This window comes from Cellulosimicrobium sp. JZ28, from assembly GCF_015327065.1.
Lineage (GTDB): Bacteria > Actinomycetota > Actinomycetes > Actinomycetales > Cellulomonadaceae > Cellulosimicrobium > Cellulosimicrobium funkei.
Genome location: NZ_CP017660.1, coordinates 1,472,322 through 1,493,145, shown reverse-complemented (window position 1 = coordinate 1,493,145; position 20,824 = coordinate 1,472,322). Strand labels below are relative to the sequence as shown.

Here is a 20,824-nt window from a genome sequence, read left to right as displayed (position 1 = left end):
GTCGCCCGGGGCGTCGCCCCGGGACCGCGGACCACGCTACCGGTAGCGTCCCACGGACGACCGCGCGCGGTGCCGGAAGCACGCCGCGCGCCGCGCGCCGCCGCCGTGGTCCGCCCCGCGTGCCGTCAGTGCGTCCCCACCGGGAGGTCGGGGACGCTCGCCGGGTCGACGGGCAGGCCCTCGTCGACCGCCGCCCAGGCGGCCGACGCCGCGGCACGCACCGTGTCGATCGTCGCCGCGCCGCGCACGTCCAGCCGGAGTGCGCCGTCGTCGACGCGCGCCGCGCTGTCACCGCACGTCCACCAGCCCTCGGCGCCGCGCTCGGGCGCGGGGTGCGGCTCCAGGAGGCTGCGCAGGTCCGCGCCCACGTAGTGCGGCCGCAGCCCGGGCTCCGCGAGGATCGCGTTCCGCGCGGTGCTCACGCCCGTGAGCACGTGCAGACCGGGGTAGCCCCCGGCACGCGCTCCGGCGAGGTCGGTGTCCAGCCGGTCGCCGACGACCAGCGGCGCCCGCGCGCCCGCCCGGTCGATCGCGAGGCCGTACATCGTGGGCGACGGCTTGCCGGCGCTGTCGGGCGTCACGCCCGTGGCGGCCCGCACCGCCCCGACGAGCGACCCGTTGCCCGGTGCGAACCCGCGGGCCGTCGGGAGGGACAGGTCGAGGTTGCTCGCCACGTGCCAGGCACCGCGCTGGACGGCGTAGGCGGCCTCGGCGAGCTGGGTCCAGCCGAGCTCGGGCGCGAACCCCTGCGCGACGGCGTCCGGCTCGTCGTCCGCGCTCGCCACGACGACGAAGCCCGCCTCGCGCACCGCCGTCAGCAGACCCGCGCCACCGACGACGAGGACGCGCGCACCCGGCTCGAGCCGGGTCCGCAGGAGGGCCGCTGCGGCCTGCGCCGCGGTCATCACCTCGTCCGGCGTGGTCGGGATGTCGAGACCGGTGAGCTGCTCCGCGACCGACTCGGGCTCGCGGGACGCGTTGTTCGTCACGAAGACGAGCCGCATCCCGCGCCCCCGCGCGGCCGTGAGGCCCTCGGACGCGTGCTCGATCGGCTCGTGCCCGCGGTACGCGACCCCGTCGAGGTCGACCAGCGCGAGGTCGTAGCGGTCCGCGAGTGCGACGTCGCTCGCGAGCAGGCCCGCGCTCACCGGTCGCCCCCGTCCGTCTCGCCCTCGTCCGTCTCGCCCTCGTCCGTCTCGCGCTCGTCCGTCTCGCGCTCGTCCGTCTCGCGCTCGTCCGAGCCGGACGACGCCGACCCGGCCTCGTCCGCGTCAGGAGCACCGCCGGGCTCGTCGGTCGTGGCGTCGGGCTCTACCGAGCCGTCCGCATCCTCGTCCGCCTCCTCGAGCTCCTCGCTCAGGTCGTAGACGACGACGTCCTCGTCCTCCTCGCCGAGCGCGGCCGCCAGCAGGCGCGCGTCGATGCCGGCGAGGATCTCGGCGGCCTCCTCCGTGCGGCCGGCGAGCTCCAGGACGGACGCGCGCGCCTGGAGCACGCGGGCGCCGAGCTCGCCGCCGCGGCCGACCGGCGGCACGTTGTCGAGCGCCGCGAGCGCGGCGTCGAGCTCGCCGAGATCGACGCGCGCGCCGCTCACGACGATCGCCAGCTCGGTCCGGCCGACGTCGTCCAAGGTCGCGGCCTCGTCCGACGACGCGAGGGCGAGCGCGCGCTCCGGCCGCCCCAGGCCGCGCTCGCAGTCGGCCATGATCGGCAGGTGCTCCGACGACCCGTTGAGACGGCGCACCGTGCGCAGCTCGCGCAGGGCCTCGGCGTACCGTCCTGTCCGGTAGGCCGTCAGGCCCGCGGCCTCGCGCGCCACGTCGACGCGACCCGCCCGACGCACCGCCGCCTGGGCGTGTTCGTACGCGAGCTCCGGGTCGGTGTCGATGAGACGGCCGGCCATGACGAGGTGGCGCCCGACGACCTCGGCGGTGTCCTTGCTCAGCGTCCGCAGCCTGCCGCGCGCGGCGCGGTCGAGCTGGGAGATCTGCACGTCCTCGGGCAGGTCCGGGCCGGCAGGGTGTCGGGGCTCGGGACGGCGGTCGAAGCCCTCGCGGTCGCGACCCGCTCCGGCGCGCGGGGCGTGACCCCGGCGCTCACCGCCGGGACGGTCGCCACCGCGGCGATCGTCGCGCGGTCCGCCCGGTCCCCGGCGCCCGCCAGCGGAGTCGCGGTCGAAGCGCCCCCGACCGGCGTCGCCACCCCGTGCCGGACGGTCCGCACCGCCACGCCACGGACGCGGCCCGGTGTCAGCGTCACGAGAACGTGACCGGTCGTCGCGGGCTGCCCCGTACTCACGCCGGGGACCGCGCGACGCGTCGCCACGCTCGCCCCAGGCACCTCGACGCTCGGAGCGGTCGCCGCCCCGGGTGTCACCGGTGCCGCGAGACCCGTCGCGACGGTCGCGGTCCGGGCGTCCGCCGGTACCGCGGCTCGCCCCGTCCCGTGCGGGCCGGTCACCGCCCGGGCGGCCACGGTCGTCGTCGCGCCGACCACGGTATCCGCCCTCGCCGCCGCCCCGCTGGTCCGCGGCGCCTCGGCCCGCTCCCCGGGCGGGCCCGCCGCGGCGGTCGCCCGACGGCGCGCCGCCCTGCCGGCCACGTCCCTCACGGGGAGGATCCTGCCGGCCGTCACGGTCGCGGCGACCGCCGCGGTCGTCGCCCGAGGACGGACGATCCGGCTCGGGCTCACGGGGGGTGTCGTTCACCGGGGTTCCCTCTCGTTCTGGAGTTTGCGCAAGCCATCCTCCCACGACGGGACGACGAGGCTCGTGCCGTGTCACCGGCGACCTGCTCACGATGCGGCAGCCTGGCTTCGCACCCGACGGCGGACGCGCGGTGGCGTCCGGTCCGGTCGGCGACTCTCGCACGCGCTCTGCACGGCGTGCTGCGGCACCAGCGAGTCGGCGTGCTGGGCGCGGAAATGCCGAAGGCCCACCCCGTGTGGGGTGGGCCTTCGGTGAAGGGTTGTCCGGCGGCGTCCTACTCTCCCACCCCGTCTCCAGGGCAGTACCATCGGCGCTGAAGGGCTTAGCTTCCGGGTTCGGTATGGGACCGGGCGTTTCCCCTTCGCTGTGACCGCCGTAACTCTGTTGAACCGTGTCAACACCTGGGGCACCCCGTGCGGGGGTGTGGTGTTGGTGGTTCGGGAACCGCACAGTGGACGCGTAGCAAAGTGTTTGGTGTTGAAGTTGTCGGCTGATTAGTACCGGTCAGCTGCACGGGTCTTTCGTCCCCGCTTCCACGTCCGGCCTATCGACCCAGTGTTCTGCTGGGTGCCTCTCACCCCGTAGGGTATGGAAACCTCATCTTGAAGCAGGCTTCCCGCTTAGATGCTTTCAGCGGTTATCCCTTCCGAACGTAGCCAACCAGCGGTGCTCCTGGCGGAACAACTGGCACACCAGAGGTTCGTCCGTCCCGGTCCTCTCGTACTAGGGACAGCCCTTCTCAAGTTTCCTGCGCGCGCAGCGGATAGGGACCGAACTGTCTCACGACGTTCTAAACCCAGCTCGCGTACCGCTTTAATGGGCGAACAGCCCAACCCTTGGGACCTACTCCAGCCCCAGGATGCGACGAGCCGACATCGAGGTGCCAAACCATGCCGTCGATATGGACTCTTGGGCAAGATCAGCCTGTTATCCCCGGGGTACCTTTTATCCGTTGAGCGACGGCGCTTCCACAAGCCACCGCCGGATCACTAGTTCCGACTTTCGTCCCTGCTCGACCTGTCAGTCTCACAGTCAAGCTCCCTTGTGCACTTGCACTCGACACCTGATTGCCAACCAGGCTGAGGGAACCTTTGAGCGCCTCCGTTACATTTTAGGAGGCAACCGCCCCAGTTAAACTACCCACCAGGCACTGTCCCTGGTCCGGATCACGGACCGAGGTTAGACATCCGAAGCGGCCAGAGTGGTATTTCAACGTTGACTCCACCCGCACTGGCGTACGGGCTTCACGGTCTCCCACCTATCCTACACAAGCCGCACCGAACACCAATACCAAGCTATAGTAAAGGTCCCGGGGTCTTTCCGTCCTGCTGCGCGTAACGAGCATCTTTACTCGTAGTGCAATTTCGCCGAGTTCGCGGTTGAGACAGCGGAGAAGTCGTTACGCCATTCGTGCAGGTCGGAACTTACCCGACAAGGAATTTCGCTACCTTAGGATGGTTATAGTTACCACCGCCGTTTACTGGGGCTTAAATTCTGAGCTTCACCCCGAAGGGTTGACCCGTCCTCTTAACCTTCCAGCACCGGGCAGGCGTCAGTCCGTATACATCGTCTTGCGACTTCGCACGGACCTGTGTTTTTAGTAAACAGTCGCTTCTCCCTGGTCTCTGCGGCCGTCCACGCTCCCACCGCGAGGGTGTTCACGCTTCGGGCCCCCTTCTCCCGAAGTTACGGGGGCATTTTGCCGAGTTCCTTAACCACGATTCTCTCGATCGCCTTAGTATTCTCTACCTGACCACCTGAGTCGGTTTGGGGTACGGGCGGCTAGAACCTCGCGCCGAGGCTTTTCTTGGCAGCATAGGATCACCCAGTTCGCGCTTGTGCGCTCACCGTCAGCTCTCAACCTGTGTGTCGGGCGGATTTGCCTACCCGACGGCCTACAGCCTTGGACGTGGTCTACCATCGCCACGCCGGGCTACCTTCCTGCGTCACCCCTGTTAATACGCTTACCTACTACCGGATTGGGTCCCGCGCGCCCCTGCCCGGTGACCCCGAAGGGTCGATGGGCAGGTTTGGGCGGTCAGCATCACCGGGCTCGGTATGGGCGGTTCTTCGCCGGTAGGAGAATATCAACTCCTTGTCCATCGACTACGCCTGTCGGCCTCGCCTTAGGTCCCGACTTACCCAGGGCGGATTAACCTGGCCCTGGAACCCTTGGTCATTCGGCGGACGGGTTTCTCACCCGTCTTTCGCTACTCATGCCTGCATTCTCACTCGTGTGGGCTCCACCGCTGGGTTCCCCCGCGGCTTCACCGCCCACACGACGCTCCCCTACCCACCTGCGCCTCTGGACCACGAAGGCCTGAGTTGAGCGCAGATGCCACGGCTTCGGCGGTGTACTTGAGCCCCGCTACATTGTCGGCGCGGAATCACTTGACCAGTGAGCTATTACGCACTCTTTCAAGGGTGGCTGCTTCTAAGCCAACCTCCTGGTTGTCTGTGCAACTCCACATCCTTTCCCACTTAGCACACGCTTAGGGGCCTTAGCCGGTGGTCTGGGCTGTTTCCCTCTCGACTACGGAGCTTATCCCCCGCAGTCTCACTGCCACGCTTTCACTTACCGGCATTCGGAGTTTGGCTGACGTCAGTAACCTTGTAGGGCCCATCGGCCATCCAGTAGCTCTACCTCCGGCAAGAAACACGTGACGCTGCACCTAAATGCATTTCGGGGAGAACCAGCTATCACGAAGTTTGATTGGCCTTTCACCCCTAACCACAGGTCATCCCCCAGGTTTTCAACCCTGGTGGGTTCGGTCCTCCACGCGGTCTTACCCGCGCTTCAACCTGCCCATGGCTAGATCACTTCGCTTCGGGTCTAGACCCAGCGACTATGGGCGCCCTGTTCGGACTCGCTTTCGCTACGGCTTCCCCACACGGGTTAACCTCGCCACTGAGCACTAACTCGCAGGCTCATTCTTCAAAAGGCACGCTGTCACCCCAGCCAAGGAGGCTCCAACGGATTGTAGGCACACGGTTTCAGGTACTATTTCACTCCCCTCCCGGGGTACTTTTCACCTTTCCCTCACGGTACTGGTCCGCTATCGGTCACTAGGTAGTATTTAGGCTTAGCAAGTGGTCTTGCCAGATTCACACGAGATTTCTCGGGCCCCGTGCTACTTGGGATCCCCTTCGGGAGGCCGCACCATTTCGTCTACCGGACTCGCACCGTCTGTGGTCCGCCTTTCAATGCGGTTCGACTATGACACGGCTTTCTTACTCCCCGGTGGACTGTCAGATCCACCAGAAGGGTCCCACAACCCCGAACACGCAACGCCTGACAGCTTGAACACGCGCCCGGTTTGGCCTCATCCGCTTTCGCTCGCCACTACTCACGGAATATCTCTTCCTGTCGGTACTGAGATGTTTCACTTCCCGACGTTCCCTCCACACACCCTATATATTCAGGTGCGGGTCACACGACATGACTCGTGCGGGGTTCCCCCATTCGGAAACCCTCGGATCACAGCTCGTTTGCCAGCTCCCCGAGGCTTATCGCAGGCTACCACGTCCTTCTTCGGCTCCTAGTGCCAAGGCATCCACCCTGTGCCCTTAAAAACTTCAACAAAAACAACAAAACTGCAGAGAACCAAGAACCACACCCCAAAGGGTGCGTCTTGATCTTTACAAAGATGCTCGCGTCCACTGTGCAGTTCTCAAACAACCAACGACCCCGACCCCACCAGACCCGCCTACCCCACCCACACCCTCAGACAAGAGCGCAGACGAAGCGGTTCGTGGTCCAAGGACCGGCCCGTACCAGGCACCCCACCAACCGGTGGCCGGTGACCTGAGGACCCAACAGTGTGCTCGACAAGCCCCCCAGGTCCCACCCGCGATGTTCCACCACCACCCACACCAACCCCCGAAGAGGCACGTGCGAGCCGGCAGGTACTGACACCAGCAAGACCAAGAAAGCTCTTTCGTCAATGTTCCACCCATGAGCAACCACCCACCACACGGACGGCGATGGCGTGGCACCTGAACCACCCACCCACCAGCAAACACCAGCGGACGAGGGTTGGTAGCTCCTTAGAAAGGAGGTGATCCAGCCGCACCTTCCGGTACGGCTACCTTGTTACGACTTAGTCCCAATCGCCAGTCCCACCTTCGACCACTCCCCCGCGAACGGTTGGGCCATGGGCTTCGGGTGTTACCGACTTTCGTGACTTGACGGGCGGTGTGTACAAGGCCCGGGAACGTATTCACCGCAGCGTTGCTGATCTGCGATTACTAGCGACTCCGACTTCATGGGGTCGAGTTGCAGACCCCAATCCGAACTGAGACCGGCTTTTTGGGATTCGCTCCACCTTACGGTATCGCAGCCCTTTGTACCGGCCATTGTAGCATGCGTGAAGCCCAAGACATAAGGGGCATGATGATTTGACGTCATCCCCACCTTCCTCCGAGTTGACCCCGGCAGTCTCCCATGAGTCCCCGGCATAACCCGCTGGCAACATGGGACGAGGGTTGCGCTCGTTGCGGGACTTAACCCAACATCTCACGACACGAGCTGACGACAACCATGCACCACCTGTGCACGAGTGTCCAAAGAGACCACCATCTCTGGTGGCTTCTCGTGCATGTCAAGCCTTGGTAAGGTTCTTCGCGTTGCATCGAATTAATCCGCATGCTCCGCCGCTTGTGCGGGCCCCCGTCAATTCCTTTGAGTTTTAGCCTTGCGGCCGTACTCCCCAGGCGGGGCACTTAATGCGTTTGCTGCGGCACGGAACTCGTGGAATGAGCCCCACACCTAGTGCCCAACGTTTACGGCATGGACTACCAGGGTATCTAATCCTGTTCGCTCCCCATGCTTTCGCTCCTCAGCGTCAGTTGCGGCCCAGAGACCTGCCTTCGCCATCGGTGTTCCTCCTGATATCTGCGCATTCCACCGCTACACCAGGAATTCCAGTCTCCCCTACCGCACTCTAGTCTGCCCGTACCCGATGCAAGCTCGAGGTTGAGCCTCGAGTTTTCACACCAGACGCGACAAACCGCCTACGAGCTCTTTACGCCCAATAATTCCGGACAACGCTTGCGCCCTACGTATTACCGCGGCTGCTGGCACGTAGTTAGCCGGCGCTTCTTCTGCAGGTACCGTCACTTGCGCTTCTTCCCTGCTGAAAGAGGTTTACAACCCGAAGGCCTTCATCCCTCACGCGGCGTCGCTGCATCAGGCTTTCGCCCATTGTGCAATATTCCCCACTGCTGCCTCCCGTAGGAGTCTGGGCCGTGTCTCAGTCCCAGTGTGGCCGGTCGCCCTCTCAGGCCGGCTACCCGTCGTCGCCTTGGTAGGCCATCACCCCACCAACAAGCTGATAGGCCGCGAGCCCATCCCTGACCGAAAAACTTTCCAACCACCCCCATGCGAAGGCGGCTCATATCCGGTATTAGCCCCGGTTTCCCGGAGTTATCCCGAAGTCAAGGGCAGGTTACTCACGTGTTACTCACCCGTTCGCCACTAATCCGCCCAGCAAGCTGGGCATCATCGTTCGACTTGCATGTGTTAAGCACGCCGCCAGCGTTCGTCCTGAGCCAGGATCAAACTCTCCGTAAATGAACAACGCCCACCACCAGGACAAACCCCGGCAGTGAACAATCCATACGAAGCGAACCCCAACAGGGTTCACAAAACTGGCATCAACACGAAAGATGACATCATCTTCCGAAATCAACCAAAGGAATCCCAGACACAACCAACCCAACCACCCGACGGGCAACCAGGCCAGCCATGCCACAGGGACAAAAAATTTGGCATTGACTAACAAGCACACTGTTGAGTTCTCAAACAACCGACACACACCAACTCAGCACCACCCGACCGGGCAGAACCTCGCTTGGGGCAACTTCTCTAATCTACCAGATCCTCGGTGTCCCTTCCAACTCGGTGTTCCGAGCTCGGAGGGCCGGCCGTAGAGCCAGCAGCCTCGAACATCCTCAGGGCGCGCGAAGCACCCTGTCGATCTTCGAGGGGACCGCCCGGGGGACCAGCCACCGTCTCGGATGATCGAGACCCGGTGTCCGTTCCTCCCTGCCGGGCGAACGTCGAGAACACTACACGCGCTCCGCGGGAGTGCCAAATCCGCTCCGTGCCGCCCTCGCGGGACCCGACGCAGGAGGGGCCGGCACCGCTCGACGCGGCCCGGCCCCTCCTGTCCCTCGCCCTCCGGATCAGGCGGCGACGGCGACCCCGAGCGTCTTCTTGCCCCGGCGCAGCAGCGCGAACCGTCCGTGCAGCAGGTCGTCCGCCCCGAGCGTCGCGTCCTCACCGTTGACCTTGACGTTGTTGACGTACGCGCCGCCCTCCGCGACCGCCCGGCGCGCCGCCCCCTTCGACGCGACGAGGCCCGACGCCACGAGGAGGTCGACGACCGGGTCGCCGACCTGCGCCGTCGCGCGCGGCAGCTCGGCGACCGCCGCCTCGAGCGTGCGCTCGTCGAGGGCGTCGAGCTCGCCCCGCCCGAAGAGCGCCTGGCTCGCCGCGATGACCGCGTCGGTCGCCGCCGCCCCGTGCACGAGCGTCGTCACGTCGGCGGCGAGCGTGCGCTGCGCCTCCCGTGCCCCCGGCCGCTCCCGGACCGCGGCCTCGAGCTCCGCGATCTCCTCGCGCGAGCGGAAGGTGAAGATCTTCAGGAACCGCACGACGTCGTCGTCCGCCGCGTTGAGCCAGAACTGGTAGAACGCGTACGGGCTCATCATGTCGGCGTCGAGCCAGACCGCGCCGCCCTCGGTCTTGCCGAACTTCGTGCCGTCGGCCTTCGTGATGAGCGGCGTCGTCATGACGTGCACCGACGCGCCCTCCGTCCGACGGATGAGGTCGACGCCCGAGAGCAGGTTGCCCCACTGGTCGTTCCCGCCCGTCTGCAGCGTGACCCCGTGGCGCAGGTACAGCTCGTGGAAGTCGATGCCCTGGAGGATCTGGTAGCTGAACTCCGTGAAGCTGATGCCCTCGTCCGAGCTCAGGCGGCGCGCCACCGTGTCCTTGGCGAGCATCGTGCCGAGGCGGTAGTGCTTGCCCACGTCGCGCAGGAAGTCGATCGCCGACATCTCCGAGATCCAGTCGAGGTTGTTGACGACGCGCGCCGCGTTCTCCCCCTCGAAGTCCAGGAAGCGCGAGACCTGGCCGCGCAGACGCTCGGTCCAGTCGGCGACCGTCTCCTTCGAGTTGAGCACCCGCTCCCCCGACTGGCGCGGGTCGCCGATCATGCCCGTCGCGCCGCCCACGAGCGCGATCGGCCGGTGGCCGGCGAGCTGGAGGTGGCGCAGCAGGAGGAGCTGGACCAGGTGACCGTGGTGCAGGCTCGGCGCCGTCGGGTCGAAGCCGCAGTAATAGGTGATCGGGCCCTCGGCCAGCGCGGCGCGCAGCGCGGCCTCGTCGGTGGACTGCGCCACCAGGCCCCGCCATTGCAGCTCGTCGAGAACGTCGCTCACTTCTGCTCCTTCGTCGAGTGCCCGCCGTGCGGGCACGAGGGTGCGGCCCCGTCCGGGCCGCGGGTCCTAGTCTGCCGTGCCGGACGCCGTCGCCCGGCCACCGCCCACCTCGCGGGCGGCGCCGGACCGTGGTGCCGCGGGTCGACCGCCCCGGCTCAGCGGGAGCGCGCGCTCACGCGGCGGTATGCGGACACCGTCGGGTCCCCCGCGAGCCAGTAGCGCCAGGGGAACAGCTCGCCGTCCCCGCCGTCGCCCGACACGCCCACGCGCGGTCCCGTGGCGATCGGCGGCCGGTGCGGCCCGTCCGTCGCCCGGTGCAGCACGAGCTCGCCGTCCGGGTCCGTCAGCTCCGCGCCGTAGTGGCGCAGGTCGAGGTCGAGCGCGACCGCGAGACGCGCCGGGCCGCGCGCGATCTGACGGTCCGAGTCGCACCGGCCCGCGGCGACCCGGCGGGACCGGGCGAGCCCGACGCCGTCGGTCACCTCCCCGGCCCTCAGCAGGACGGCGGACGCGCGGCCCACCGGCCCGCACACGACGTTGACGCAGTGGTGCAGACCCAGGTGGCGGTAGACGTAGAGGCGGCCCGGCTCGCCGAACATGGCGCGGTTGCGCTCCGTGCGCCCGCGGAACGCGTGGGAGCCCGGGTCGCGCTCGCCGTCGTACGCCTCGACCTCGGTGATCCGCAGCGTGACGTCGCCGTCGGCGCTGCGCCGCGTGAGCAGGGCGCCCAGGAGGTCGCGCGCGACCTCGTGCACGTCGCGCGCGTACCAGCCGCGCGCCGGGGCGTCCCACGGCCCGACGACGCGCGCGCCCCCGGCCTCGCTCGTCCCCGTCGGCGCATCCGCCGCAGCGTCCGTCTCAGTGCTCGTCACCATGTCTGCCGCACTGTCCGTCCAGGCCTCCGCCGGCATGCCACCACCTCCCGTCCCGGGCAATCTACGCCTCGCCGCCCACGCCCGTGCGGGGCGCGATCGGGTCCGGGCCGGGCGCCGTCCGCCCGGTGCGCACGAGCCGACCCCACCCGTCGAGGACGACGTCCGCGCGCTCGCGCGTGGCGTTGCGGCGGTAGTGCTCGCGCTCCGCGGCCATCCACGCGAGCCAGTGGTCGCGCTGGTCCTCGCCGTCCCGGTCGAGACCGCGCCGGAGCCGGACGTCGTCCGGCGCCTCGACCCACACGCGCAGCGCCGCGACCTCGTCGGCCTCGCGCCGCCCCGCCCCGCAGCCCTCGACCACGAGGTACGGCGCGGCCGGGACGTCGTGCCACTCGGCGAAGCGGTCGAGGTGCCAGTCGTACCGGCGGTACCGCCCGGCACGGCCCGCGGCGAGCGGCGTCAGCACCCACGCGTCGAGCCGCGCCCAGGCGGGCTCGAGCCCGCGCCAGCCCTCGTAGAGGTCGTCCATGTGGAGCACCTGGGCGGGCAGCGCGTCCCCGAGCTGGGCGGCGAGCGTCGTCTTGCCCGAGCCCGCGGGCCCGTCCACCACGACGAGGCACGTGCCCGACGCCGTCCGCTCCCCCGCGGCGACCGCGTCCGGGCCGGGCGGACCGAGGCGCGGGACGGCGTCGCGCACCCGGCGGACGAGCTCGGCGAGGACGTCCGGACCGACGCTCACGCCCGCGCCGCCGGGCACGCGTGCCGCACCGCGAGCCGGGGCACCGTCAGTCCTGGGCCCAGAAGCGGTACTCGGCCGAGCGCTCCTTCGCGGCCTCGAGCTGCTCGGCGACCCGCACCGGGGCGGTGCCGCCCACGGCGTCGCGCGACGCGAGCGAGCCCTCGACGCTCAGCACGTCGCGCACGCCCGGCGTGAGGTGCTCGGAGATGGACGCGAGGTCGTCGTCCGAGAGGTCCCACAGCTCGATGCCGCGCTCCTCGCACGCGCGCACGCACGCCCCCGCGACCTCGTGCGCGACGCGGAACGGCACGCCCTCGCGCACGAGCCACTCGGCGACGTCCGTCGCGAGCGAGAACCCCTGCGGCGCGAGCGACGCCATCCGGTCGGTGTCGAACTCGAGGGTCGCGACCATGCCGGAGAACGCGGGCAGGAGCACCTCGAGCGTGTCGACCTGGTCGAACACCGGCTCCTTGTCCTCCTGGAGGTCGCGGTTGTACGCGAGCGGCAGGCCCTTGAGCGTCGCGAGCAGGCCCGTCAGGTCGCCGATGAGGCGGCCCGCCTTGCCGCGCGCGAGCTCGGCGACGTCGGGGTTCTTCTTCTGCGGCATGATGCTCGACCCCGTGGAGTAGGAGTCGTGCAGGCGCACGAAGCCGAACTCCTTCGTCGCCCAGAGGACGACCTCCTCCGCGAGGCGCGAGAGGTCGACCCCGAGCATCGCGGCGACGAACGCGAACTCGGCGACGACGTCGCGCGACGCGGTGCCGTCGATCGAGTTCTCGACCGGGCCGTCGAACCCGAGCTCGGCGGCGACCGCCGCCGGGTCCAGGCCCAGCGACGAGCCCGCGAGCGCCCCCGACCCGTACGGCGAGCGCGCGGCGCGCACGTCCCAGTCGATGAGCCGGTCGACGTCGCGCAGCAGCGGCCACGCGTGGGCGAGCAGGTGGTGCGCGAGGAGCACCGGCTGGGCGTGCTGGAGGTGCGTGCGGCCGGGCATGGCCGCGCCCGGGTGCGCGGCGGCCTGCTCGATCAGCGCGTCGACGACGTCGAGCACGAGGCGCGCGATCGTGCGCGCCTCGTCGCGCAGGTACATGCGCGTGAGCGTCGCGATCTGGTCGTTGCGCGACCGGCCCGCGCGGAGCTTGCCCCCGAGCTCGGGCCCGGCCCGCTCGATGAGCCCGCGCTCCAGCGCGGTGTGCACGTCCTCGTCGTCGTCGGCCGCGACGAACGCGCCCGACGCGACGTCCTCGCGCAGGCGCTCGAGCGCGGCGAGCATGCCGTCGAGCTCGTCGTCGTCGAGCAGGCCGGCCGCGTGCAGGACCTTCGCGTGGGCCTTCGAGCCCGCGACGTCCTGGCCCGCGAGGCGCCAGTCGAAGTGCGTGGACTTGCTCAGCGCGGCGAGCGCGTCGGCGGGGCCGCCCGCGAACCGGCCGCCCCACAGGCTGACGCGCGCCGTCTCGGTCGGCTCGACGGCGGTGCCGTCCTGGTCGTCGTGCGTGCTCACAGCGCTCCCGTCCCGAGGTCCACACCGTTGCCGAACTTCTCGTCGCGCGCGGCGGCGAGCTTCGCGGTGAGACCGTAGATCTCGATGAATCCCTTGGCCTGCGACTGGTCGAACGAGTCGCCCTCGTCGTACGTCGCGAGGTTGAAGTCGTAGAGGCTCGCGTCCGAGCGCCGGCCCGTGACGGTCGCGCGCCCGCCGTGCAGCACGAGGCGCACGTCGCCGGACACGTAGCGCTGGGTGTCGTCGACGAACACGTCGAGCGAGCGCTTGAGCGGGCTGAACCACATGCCGTCGTAGACGAGCTCGGTCCAGCGCTGCTCGACGCCGCGCTTGAAGCGGGCCTGCTCGCGCTCGAGCGTGACGTTCTCGAGCTCCTGGTGCGCGGCGATGAGGGCGATCGCGCCCGGCGCCTCGTAGACCTCGCGCGACTTGATGCCCACGAGGCGGTCCTCGACGATGTCGATCCGCCCCACGCCCTGGGCGCCTGCGCGGCGGTTCATCTCCTGGATCGCCTGCAGCGGGGTCACCGCGACGCCGTCGAGCGCGACCGGGACGCCCTGCTCGAACGTCACGACGACCTCGTCCGCGACGGGCGGGAACGTGGGGTCGTCGGTGTAGTTGTAGACGTCCTTGGTCGGCGCGTTCCAGATGTCCTCGAGGAAGCCGGTCTCGACCGCGCGCCCCCACACGTTCTGGTCGATGGAGAACGGGTTGTGCTTCGTCGTGGCGATGGGCAGCGCGTGCTTCTCCGCGTACTCGATGGCCTTCTCGCGCGTCAGCGCGAGGTCGCGCACGGGGGCGATGGTCTTGAGCTCGGGCGCGAGGGACGTCGTCGCGACCTCGAAGCGCACCTGGTCGTTGCCCTTGCCCGTGCAGCCGTGCGCGACGGTCGTCGCGCCGAACTGGCGCGCCGCGCGCACGAGGTGCTTGACGATGACCGGGCGCGACAGCGCCGAGACGAGCGGGTACCGGTCGAGGTACAGGGCGTTCGCGCGCAGCGCGGGCATGCAGTACTCCGCCGCGAACTCGTCGCGCGCGTCGGCGACGTACGCCTCGACGGCGCCGCAGTCCAGGGCACGCTGCCGGATGACCTCGAGGTCCTCCCCGCCCTGGCCGACGTCGACCGCGACGGCGACGACCTCGGCGCCCGTGGCCTCGGCGATCCAGCCGATGGCCACCGACGTGTCCAGGCCGCCCGAGTAGGCGAGCACGACGCGTTCAGTCATGACGGTCTCTTTCTGTGACGTGCGGGTGGGGTCCGGGGTCCAGTCTCGCAGGGCGCTTCGGCCGCGCGGGGCGTGGGCCGACGGCGGTCAGTCCGGCGTGCCGGGGACGGGCCCGCCGTGGGGTCCGGAGAGCTCGAGGAAGCGCCGGGCGAGGTCCGCGCCGCCGTCGGGGTCGCGCGCGATGACGAGGATCGTGTCGTCGCCCGCGATGCAGCCGAGCACGTGCGGGAGCACGGAGTGGTCGATCGCCGACGCGAGGTAGTTCGCGGCACCGGGAGGCGTGCGCAGCACGACGAGGTTCGCGGACGCCTCGGCGGACACGAGCATCTCCGAGCACAGGCGCGCGAGCCGGGCCGCGAGGTACTCGGGCGACTCCGCGGTCTGCACGCTGCGGTCCCCGCCCTCCCCCGGCACCGCGTACACGAGCGCGCCCGAGGCGCCGCGCACCTTCTCCGCGCGCAGCTCGATGAGGTCGCGCGAGAGCGTCGCCTGCGTCACCGACAGGCCCTCGCGCTCGAGCTCGCGCGCGAGCTCCGCCTGCGAGTGGATCTCGGTGCGACGCACGATCTCGGCGATGCGCGCGTGGCGCGCCGTCTTCGTCGTCGCCGTGCGGGCCTCGGTCACGACCGCTCCAGGAGGAACGTGAGCAGCGCCTTCTGCGCGTGCAGCCGGTTCTCCGCCTCGTCCCACACCGCCGAGCGGGGGCCGTCGATCACCTCGGCGGTGATCTCCTTGCCCCGGTAGGCGGGCAGGCAGTGCAGCACGATCGCGTCGGGCTTGGCGTGCGCGAGGAGCTCGTCGTTCACCTGGTACGGCACGAACGGCAGTGCGCGGTCCTCGGCCTCCGCCTCGTCGCCCATGGACACCCACGTGTCGGTCGCGACGACGTCCGCCCCCGCGACGGCCTCGACCGGGTCGGACGTGACGAGCACCGAGCCGCCGGTCTCGGCCGCGATCCGCTCGGCGTCGGCCACGAAGACCGGGTGCGGCGGGTACCCGTCCGGCGTGCCGACCCGCACGTGCAGGCCCGCGGTCGCGCCGCCGAGCAGGTAGGAGTGCGCCATGTTGTTCGCGCCGTCGCCGACGTACGCGAGCGTCTGGCCCGCGAGCGCCCCCGTCCCGCCGCGGAGCTGGGCGATCGTCAGGAGGTCCGCGAGGATCTGGCACGGGTGGAAGTCGTCGGTGAGCGCGTTGACGACCGGGACCCGGCTGATCGCCGCCATCTCCTCGATCCGGTCCTGGCCGAACGTGCGCCACACGATGGCGGACGCCTGCCGGTCGAGGACGCGCGTGACGTCCGCGACGGACTCGCGCACCCCGACCTGGGCGAGCCGGCCGTCCACGACGACCGGGAAGCCGCCGAGCTCGGCGATGCCCGTCGCGAACGAGAGCTGCGTGCGCAGCGTCGGCTTGTCGAACAGGACGGCCACGCCCTGCGGTCCGGCGAGCGGCTGGCGGAACGTGCGGTCGTCGCGGAACGCGAGGCCGATCTCGAGGACCTGACGCTGCTCGGCGGGCGTGAGGTCGTCGTCGCGCAGGAAGTGCCGGGGGGCCATCAGGAGCTCCTCGTCGTGGGGTCGGTCGTGGGGGCTGACGCGGTGCCCGCCGCGGGGACGGTGGGTACGCCGGCCGGGTCGTCGGGGACCGCGACCGCGGCGAAGAACGCAACGACGTCGCGCGCCTGGTCGGGTGTGAGGACGAGAGGCGGCGCGAGCCGGATCGCGTCGGGCGCGACGGCGTTGACGACGAAACCCGCGTCGAGCGCCGTGCGCGCGACGTCGGCCGCGACGGGCCGCGTGAGCTGGACGGCGAGCAGGAGCCCGCGGCCCCGCACGCCCGCGACGAGCGGGTTCCCCGCACCGGCGATGCCGTCGCGCAGGAGCGCCCCGACGGTCCGCACGTTCTCGAGGAGCCCGTCGCGCTCGATCACCCCGAGCGTCGCGAGCGCCGCCGCGGCCGCGACAGGGTTGCCGCCGAACGTCGTCCCGTGCTGACCGCGGCCGAGCAGCGTCGCCGCCCGCTCGCCGTACGCGACCACCGCGCCGACGGGGAACCCACCGCCGAGGCCCTTGGCGAGCGTGACGACGTCGGGCACGACGCCGCCGCCCACCTCCGGCTGCTGGTAGGCGAACCACGAGCCGGTGCGCCCGACGCCGGTCTGCACCTCGTCGAGGACGAGCAGCGCGCCGTGGCGCGCGGTGAGCTCGCGCGCGGCGACGAGGTAGCCCGGCGAGAGCGCGCGCACGCCGGCCTCGCCCTGCACGGGCTCGACGACGAGCGCCGCGACCTCGCCGCGGGCCGCGACGGCCGCGGGCGAGAAGGCCTCCTCGAGCGCGGCGACGTCGTCGAACGCGACGAACTCGACGCCGCCGGGGAGCGGCTCGAACGGCTCGCGGTACGCGGACTTCGACGTCAGCGCGAGCGCGCCCATCGTCCGCCCGTGGAAGCCGCCCTGGAGCGCGAGGACCCGCGTGCGGCCCGTGCGGCGCGTCATCTTGAACGCCGCCTCGTTCGCCTCCGTGCCCGAGTTCGTGAAGAACACGCGCGACCCCTCGGGCGCCTCCGCGAGCGCGAGCAGGCGCTCGGCGAGCGCGATCTGCGTCGGGGTGCCGAAGAAGTTCGAGACGTGCCCGAGCGTGCCGAGCTGGGCCGAGACCGCCGCCGTGAGCGTCGGGTGCGCGTGGCCGAGCGCGTTGACCGCGATGCCCGCGAGCAGGTCGAGGTACCGCTTCCCGTCGGCGTCCCACACGTACGCGCCCTCGCCGCGCACGAGGACGCGCTGCGGCGGGCCGAACGTGTCCATGACCGCGTGGGTGTAGCGGTCGGTCCACTGCGCGACGGAGCCGTCGGCCGGGGCCGTCACGGTGGTCGTCGGTGCGGGCGCGGGCGCGCCCGTCGGGTGGTCGAGCGCGTTCACGCGGCCCCTCCGGCGGTCGTGGTGAGCGCGGGCGCCGGCGCGCCCGCGGCGTCGGGGACGACCATCGTCCCGTTGCCCTGGGTGGTGAAGACCTCGAGCAGCGTCGAGTGCGGCACGCGGCCGTCGATGACCGTCGCCGCGGGGACCCCGCCCTCGACGGCGCGCAGGCACGCCTCCATCTTGGGGACCATGCCCGCCGAGAGCGACGGCAGGAGCGCCGCGAGCTCCGAGCGCGTGATCTGCGCGACGAGCGAGCCCCGGTCCGGCCACGACGTGTACAGGCCCTCGACGTCGGTCAGGACGACGAGCTTCTTCGCGCCGAGCGCGACCGCGAGCGCCGCGGCGGCGGTGTCCGCGTTGACGTTGAGCACCTGGGTCGGGTCCTCGAGGTCGGGGGCGATGGTCGACACGACGGGGATGCGCCCGGCGTCGAGCAGGTCCTGGACCGCGGACGGGTGCACCTCGACGACGTCGCCGACGAGACCGACGTCGACCGGCTCGCCGTCGACGGTCGCGTGCCGGCGCTGGGCCTGCAGCAGGCCGCCGTCCTCGCCCGAGAGCCCGACGGCGTACGGGCCGTGCGCGTTGATGAGACCGACGAGCTCGCGCGACACCTGGCCGGTGAGGACCATGCGGACGACGTCCATCGCCTCCGGCGTCGTCACGCGCAGGCCCCCGCGGAACTCGGACTCGATGCCGAGCCGGTCGAGCATCGCGGAGATCTGCGGGCCCCCGCCGTGCACGACGACCGGGCGCAGCCCGACGCGGCGCAGGAACACCATGTCCTCGGCGAACGCGGCCTTGAGCGTGTCGTCGACCATGGCGTTGCCGCCGTACTTGACGACGACGAGCGCGCCGGCGAACTCCTCGAGCCAGGGCAGGGCCTCGACGAGCACCTCGGCCTTCTGCTCGGGGCGCAGGTCGGTGCGGGTGTCGAACGCGGCGTCGTCCGGGTGGGGCGTGGGCGTGGTGGGGTCGCTCATGAGGAGTACGCGCTGTTCTCGTGGACGTAGTCGTGCGTGAGGTCGTTGGTCCAGACGGTCGCGCTCGCGGAGCCGGCGTGCAGGTCGATCTCGACGCGCACCTCGCGCTCGGCCGCGAGGTCGACGAGCTCGCGGGGCTCGCCCACTCCCCCGGCCCGGCAGACCTGGACGCCGTTGACCGACACGTCGAGCAGGAGCGCGTCGAACGGCGCGACGTCCTCGGGGACGGTCCCGACGGCGGACACGATGCGGCCCCAGTTCGGGTCGTTGCCGAAGATCGCGGCCTTGAACAGGTTGGACCGCGTCACGGCGCGCGCGACGGCGACCGCGGCGTCCTCGCTGGCCGCGTTGACAACTGTGACGGCGACGTCGTGGCTCGCGCCCTCGGCGTCGGCGACGAGCTGGCGCGCGAGCGACCCGCACGCCTCGGTGACGGCGTCGGTGAGCGCGTCGAGACCGACCTCGACCCCCGACGCGCCCGAGGCGAGCAGGATCACGGTGTCGTTCGTCGACATGCAGCCGTCGGAGTCGACGCGGTCGAACGTCGTGCGGGTCGCGGCCCGCAGCGCGGCGTCGGCCGTCGCGGCGTCGACGACGGCGTCCGTCGTCAGCACGCAGAGCATGGTCGCGAGGCCCGGCGCGAGCATGCCCGCGCCCTTCGCCATGCCGCCCACGGACCACGTCGCGGCGCCGTCCGTCGCGGTGGCGTCGGTGACCTCGCGGACCACCGCCACCGTCTTCGGCACGGTGTCCGTCGTCATGATCGCGAGCGCGGCGTCGCCGCCGCCGTCGACCGCGGCGACCGGGTCCGCGAGCGCCGCCGCGGCGGCGTCGACGCCCGCGAGGAGCGTGTCCATGGGCAGCCGCACGCCGATGAGGCCCGTCGAGCAGACGAGCACGTCGCCCGCCGACGTCGCGAGGACGTCGGCGACGTGCTCCGCCGTGCGGTGCGTGTCGGCGAAGCCCTCCGGCCCGGTGCACGCGTTCGCGCCGCCCGAGTTGAGCACGACGGCCGTCGCGCGCCCGTCGCCCACGGCCTGGCGCGTCCAGGCGACCGGCGCCGCGAACACGCGGTTCGTCGTGAGGACGGCCGCGGCGACGTCGAGCGGCCCGTCGTTGACGACGAGCGCGACGTCGCGCGCGCCCGTGGACTTGAGCCCGGCGGCGACGCCGGCGGCCCGGAAGCCCTGCGGGGTGGTGACGGTCACGGGGCGACCCCCTCGGTCGTGAGGCCCGCCGTCTGCGGCAGGCCGAGCGCGATGTTCATGGACTGCACCGCGGCGCCCGCGGTGCCCTTGACGAGGTTGTCGATCGCCGTGACGGTGACGACGCGGCCCGCCGCGTGGTCGACCGCGACCTGGACGAGCGCGATGTTCGCGCCGAGGGTCATCGCCGTCGTCGGCCACTGGCCCGCAGGCAGCACGCGGACGAACGGCTCGCCGACGTACGCGTCCTCCCAGGCCTGGCGGACGCGCGCGTCGAGCGCCGCGGGATCGAGGCGCGCGGCGTCGTCGGTCAGGCGCGCCGTCACCGTGGCGAGGATGCCGCGCGACATGGGCACGAGCGTCGGCGTGAACGAGATGCTCACGGCCGGGGCCCCGGCGGCCCGCAGGTTCTGCGCGATCTCCGGGATGTGCCGGTGCGACCCGCCGACGGCGTACGGCTGCGCCGACCCGAGCGCCTCGGACGCGAGCAGGTGCGGCTTGAGCGACTTCCCCGCGCCCGAGTACCCGTTGGCGAGCACCGCGACGAGGTCCGTGCCCTCGACGAGCCCGGCGGCGACGCCCGGCTGGATGCCGAGCGTGACAGCCGTGACGTTGCACCCGGGGACGGCCACGCGCCGCGCACCGGCGAGCCGCTCACGCTGCCGGGTCTCGGTCGCCGCGGCACCCGGCACGTTCGTCAGCAGGAGCTCCGGCAGCCCGTACGGCCACGTGCCCGCGTGCTCGGAGCCGTAGAACGCCGACCAGTCCGCCGCGGACTCGAGCCGGTGGTCCGCGCCGAGGTCGAGCACGAGCACGTCGTCGGGGAGCTGCGCCGCGATCTCACCCGAGGCACCATGCGGCAGCGCGAGCACGACGACGTCGTGCCCCACGAGGTGCTCGACCGCCGTCGGCAGGAGCACGCGGTCGGCCAGGGATCGCAGGTGCGGCTGGTGCTCGCCGAGGAGCGTGCCCGCGTTGCTGTGCGCCGTCACGGCGCCGATCTCCACCTCGGGGTGCCCGGCGAGCAGGCGGAGCGTCTCCCCGCCCGCGTACCCGGACGCACCCGCGACCGCGACTCTGATCGTCATATGCATCACTATACATACTTATGCAACGGTCGGGCCCGAGGTCCTGCCCCACGGTACGCGGGGTCCGGTCGGTGGGGTCAACGGTCCGCGGGTCACGTCCGCGCTTCGGCATCGACCTACGGCCCCGCGGCCGGTCCGCC

General features: G+C 70.7%; 13 protein-coding genes and 3 rRNA genes. All 16 read right to left on the bottom strand.

Annotated elements, in window-relative coordinates; genetic code table 11:
- Window positions 1–125: 125 nt before the first annotated feature.
- The 16 genes from BJP59_RS06845 to argC all read right to left on the bottom strand — a co-directional run bounded on the left by BJP59_RS06845 (window position 126) and on the right by argC (window position 20,690).
- Window positions 126–1,148 carry an HAD-IIA family hydrolase gene (locus tag BJP59_RS06845; RefSeq protein ID WP_194522538.1) on the bottom strand — a complete coding sequence of 341 codons (1,023 nt, stop codon included), beginning with the start codon at window positions 1,146–1,148 and terminating at the stop codon, window positions 126–128.
- Window positions 1,145–1,993 carry a hypothetical protein gene (locus BJP59_RS06840; protein ID WP_228485314.1) on the bottom strand — a complete coding sequence of 283 codons (849 nt, stop codon included), beginning with the start codon at window positions 1,991–1,993 and terminating at the stop codon, window positions 1,145–1,147. Before BJP59_RS06840 ends, BJP59_RS06845 begins: the two co-directional genes overlap by 4 nt.
- Before the next feature lie 975 nt (window positions 1,994–2,968).
- Window positions 2,969–3,085: ribosomal RNA gene (gene rrf, locus BJP59_RS06835) — 5S ribosomal RNA — on the bottom strand.
- A 96-nt stretch (window positions 3,086–3,181) separates the two neighbouring features.
- A 23S ribosomal RNA gene (locus BJP59_RS06830) occupies window positions 3,182–6,288 on the bottom strand.
- Window positions 6,289–6,758: 470 nt separating this feature from the next.
- Window positions 6,759–8,279: ribosomal RNA gene (locus tag BJP59_RS06825) — 16S ribosomal RNA — on the bottom strand.
- The 16S, 23S and 5S rRNA genes sit together here, the layout of an rRNA operon.
- 614 nt (window positions 8,280–8,893) lie before the next feature.
- Window positions 8,894–10,153 (bottom strand): tyrosine--tRNA ligase, encoded by a 1,260-nt coding sequence (tyrS, locus tag BJP59_RS06820; RefSeq protein ID WP_194522537.1) that lies wholly within the window; start codon window positions 10,151–10,153, stop codon window positions 8,894–8,896.
- A 155-nt stretch (window positions 10,154–10,308) separates the two neighbouring features.
- Complete coding sequence (locus tag BJP59_RS06815; protein WP_194522536.1) at window positions 10,309–11,028, bottom strand: DNA-3-methyladenine glycosylase; 720 nt, start codon at window positions 11,026–11,028, stop codon at window positions 10,309–10,311.
- A gap of 61 nt (window positions 11,029–11,089) precedes the next feature.
- On the bottom strand, window positions 11,090–11,764 hold the full coding sequence (locus tag BJP59_RS06810; protein WP_228485313.1) for a uridine kinase family protein: 675 nt from the start codon (window positions 11,762–11,764) through the stop codon (window positions 11,090–11,092).
- Window positions 11,765–11,810: 46 nt separating this feature from the next.
- Window positions 11,811–13,265 (bottom strand): argininosuccinate lyase, encoded by a 1,455-nt coding sequence (argH, locus tag BJP59_RS06805; protein WP_086151258.1) that lies wholly within the window; start codon window positions 13,263–13,265, stop codon window positions 11,811–11,813.
- On the bottom strand, window positions 13,262–14,491 hold the full coding sequence (locus tag BJP59_RS06800) for an argininosuccinate synthase (RefSeq protein WP_043655541.1): 1,230 nt from the start codon (window positions 14,489–14,491) through the stop codon (window positions 13,262–13,264). The genes argH and BJP59_RS06800 overlap by 4 nt, the downstream gene beginning before the upstream one ends.
- An 87-nt stretch (window positions 14,492–14,578) precedes the next feature.
- The gene (locus tag BJP59_RS06795) at window positions 14,579–15,115 is read right to left on the bottom strand and encodes an arginine repressor (protein WP_043655538.1); all 537 of its coding nucleotides are present in this window, start codon (window positions 15,113–15,115) and stop codon (window positions 14,579–14,581) included.
- Window positions 15,112–16,047: an ornithine carbamoyltransferase gene (gene argF, locus BJP59_RS06790; protein ID WP_194522535.1), complete on the bottom strand. Its 936-nt coding sequence runs from the start codon at window positions 16,045–16,047 to the stop codon at window positions 15,112–15,114. The genes BJP59_RS06795 and argF overlap by 4 nt, the downstream gene beginning before the upstream one ends.
- The gene (locus tag BJP59_RS06785; RefSeq protein WP_194522964.1) at window positions 16,047–17,294 is read right to left on the bottom strand and encodes an acetylornithine transaminase; all 1,248 of its coding nucleotides are present in this window, start codon (window positions 17,292–17,294) and stop codon (window positions 16,047–16,049) included. The genes argF and BJP59_RS06785 overlap by 1 nt, the downstream gene beginning before the upstream one ends.
- Before the next feature lie 110 nt (window positions 17,295–17,404).
- Window positions 17,405–18,391, bottom strand: coding sequence for an acetylglutamate kinase (gene argB, locus BJP59_RS06780; RefSeq protein WP_021482919.1), 987 nt, complete (start codon window positions 18,389–18,391; stop codon window positions 17,405–17,407).
- Window positions 18,388–19,599, bottom strand: coding sequence for a bifunctional glutamate N-acetyltransferase/amino-acid acetyltransferase ArgJ (gene argJ / locus BJP59_RS06775; RefSeq protein WP_194522534.1), 1,212 nt, complete (start codon window positions 19,597–19,599; stop codon window positions 18,388–18,390). The genes argB and argJ overlap by 4 nt, the downstream gene beginning before the upstream one ends.
- Window positions 19,596–20,690: an N-acetyl-gamma-glutamyl-phosphate reductase gene (gene argC / locus BJP59_RS06770; protein WP_194522533.1), complete on the bottom strand. Its 1,095-nt coding sequence runs from the start codon at window positions 20,688–20,690 to the stop codon at window positions 19,596–19,598. Before argC ends, argJ begins: the two co-directional genes overlap by 4 nt.
- Window positions 20,691–20,824 lie beyond the last annotated feature (134 nt).

Coding starts and splice junctions, on each gene's coding strand:
- BJP59_RS06815 (WP_194522536.1), bottom strand. CDS start 11,028: ATGGTGACGAGCACTGAGACGGACGCTGCGGCGGATGCGCCGACGGGG.
- BJP59_RS06800 (WP_043655541.1), bottom strand. CDS start 14,491: ATGACTGAACGCGTCGTGCTCGCCTACTCGGGCGGCCTGGACACGTCG.
- argF (WP_194522535.1), bottom strand. CDS start 16,047: ATGGCCCCCCGGCACTTCCTGCGCGACGACGACCTCACGCCCGCCGAG.
- BJP59_RS06785 (WP_194522964.1), bottom strand. CDS start 17,294: ATGGACACGTTCGGCCCGCCGCAGCGCGTCCTCGTGCGCGGCGAGGGC.
- argB (WP_021482919.1), bottom strand. CDS start 18,391: ATGAGCGACCCCACCACGCCCACGCCCCACCCGGACGACGCCGCGTTC.
- argC (WP_194522533.1), bottom strand. CDS start 20,690: ATGCATATGACGATCAGAGTCGCGGTCGCGGGTGCGTCCGGGTACGCG.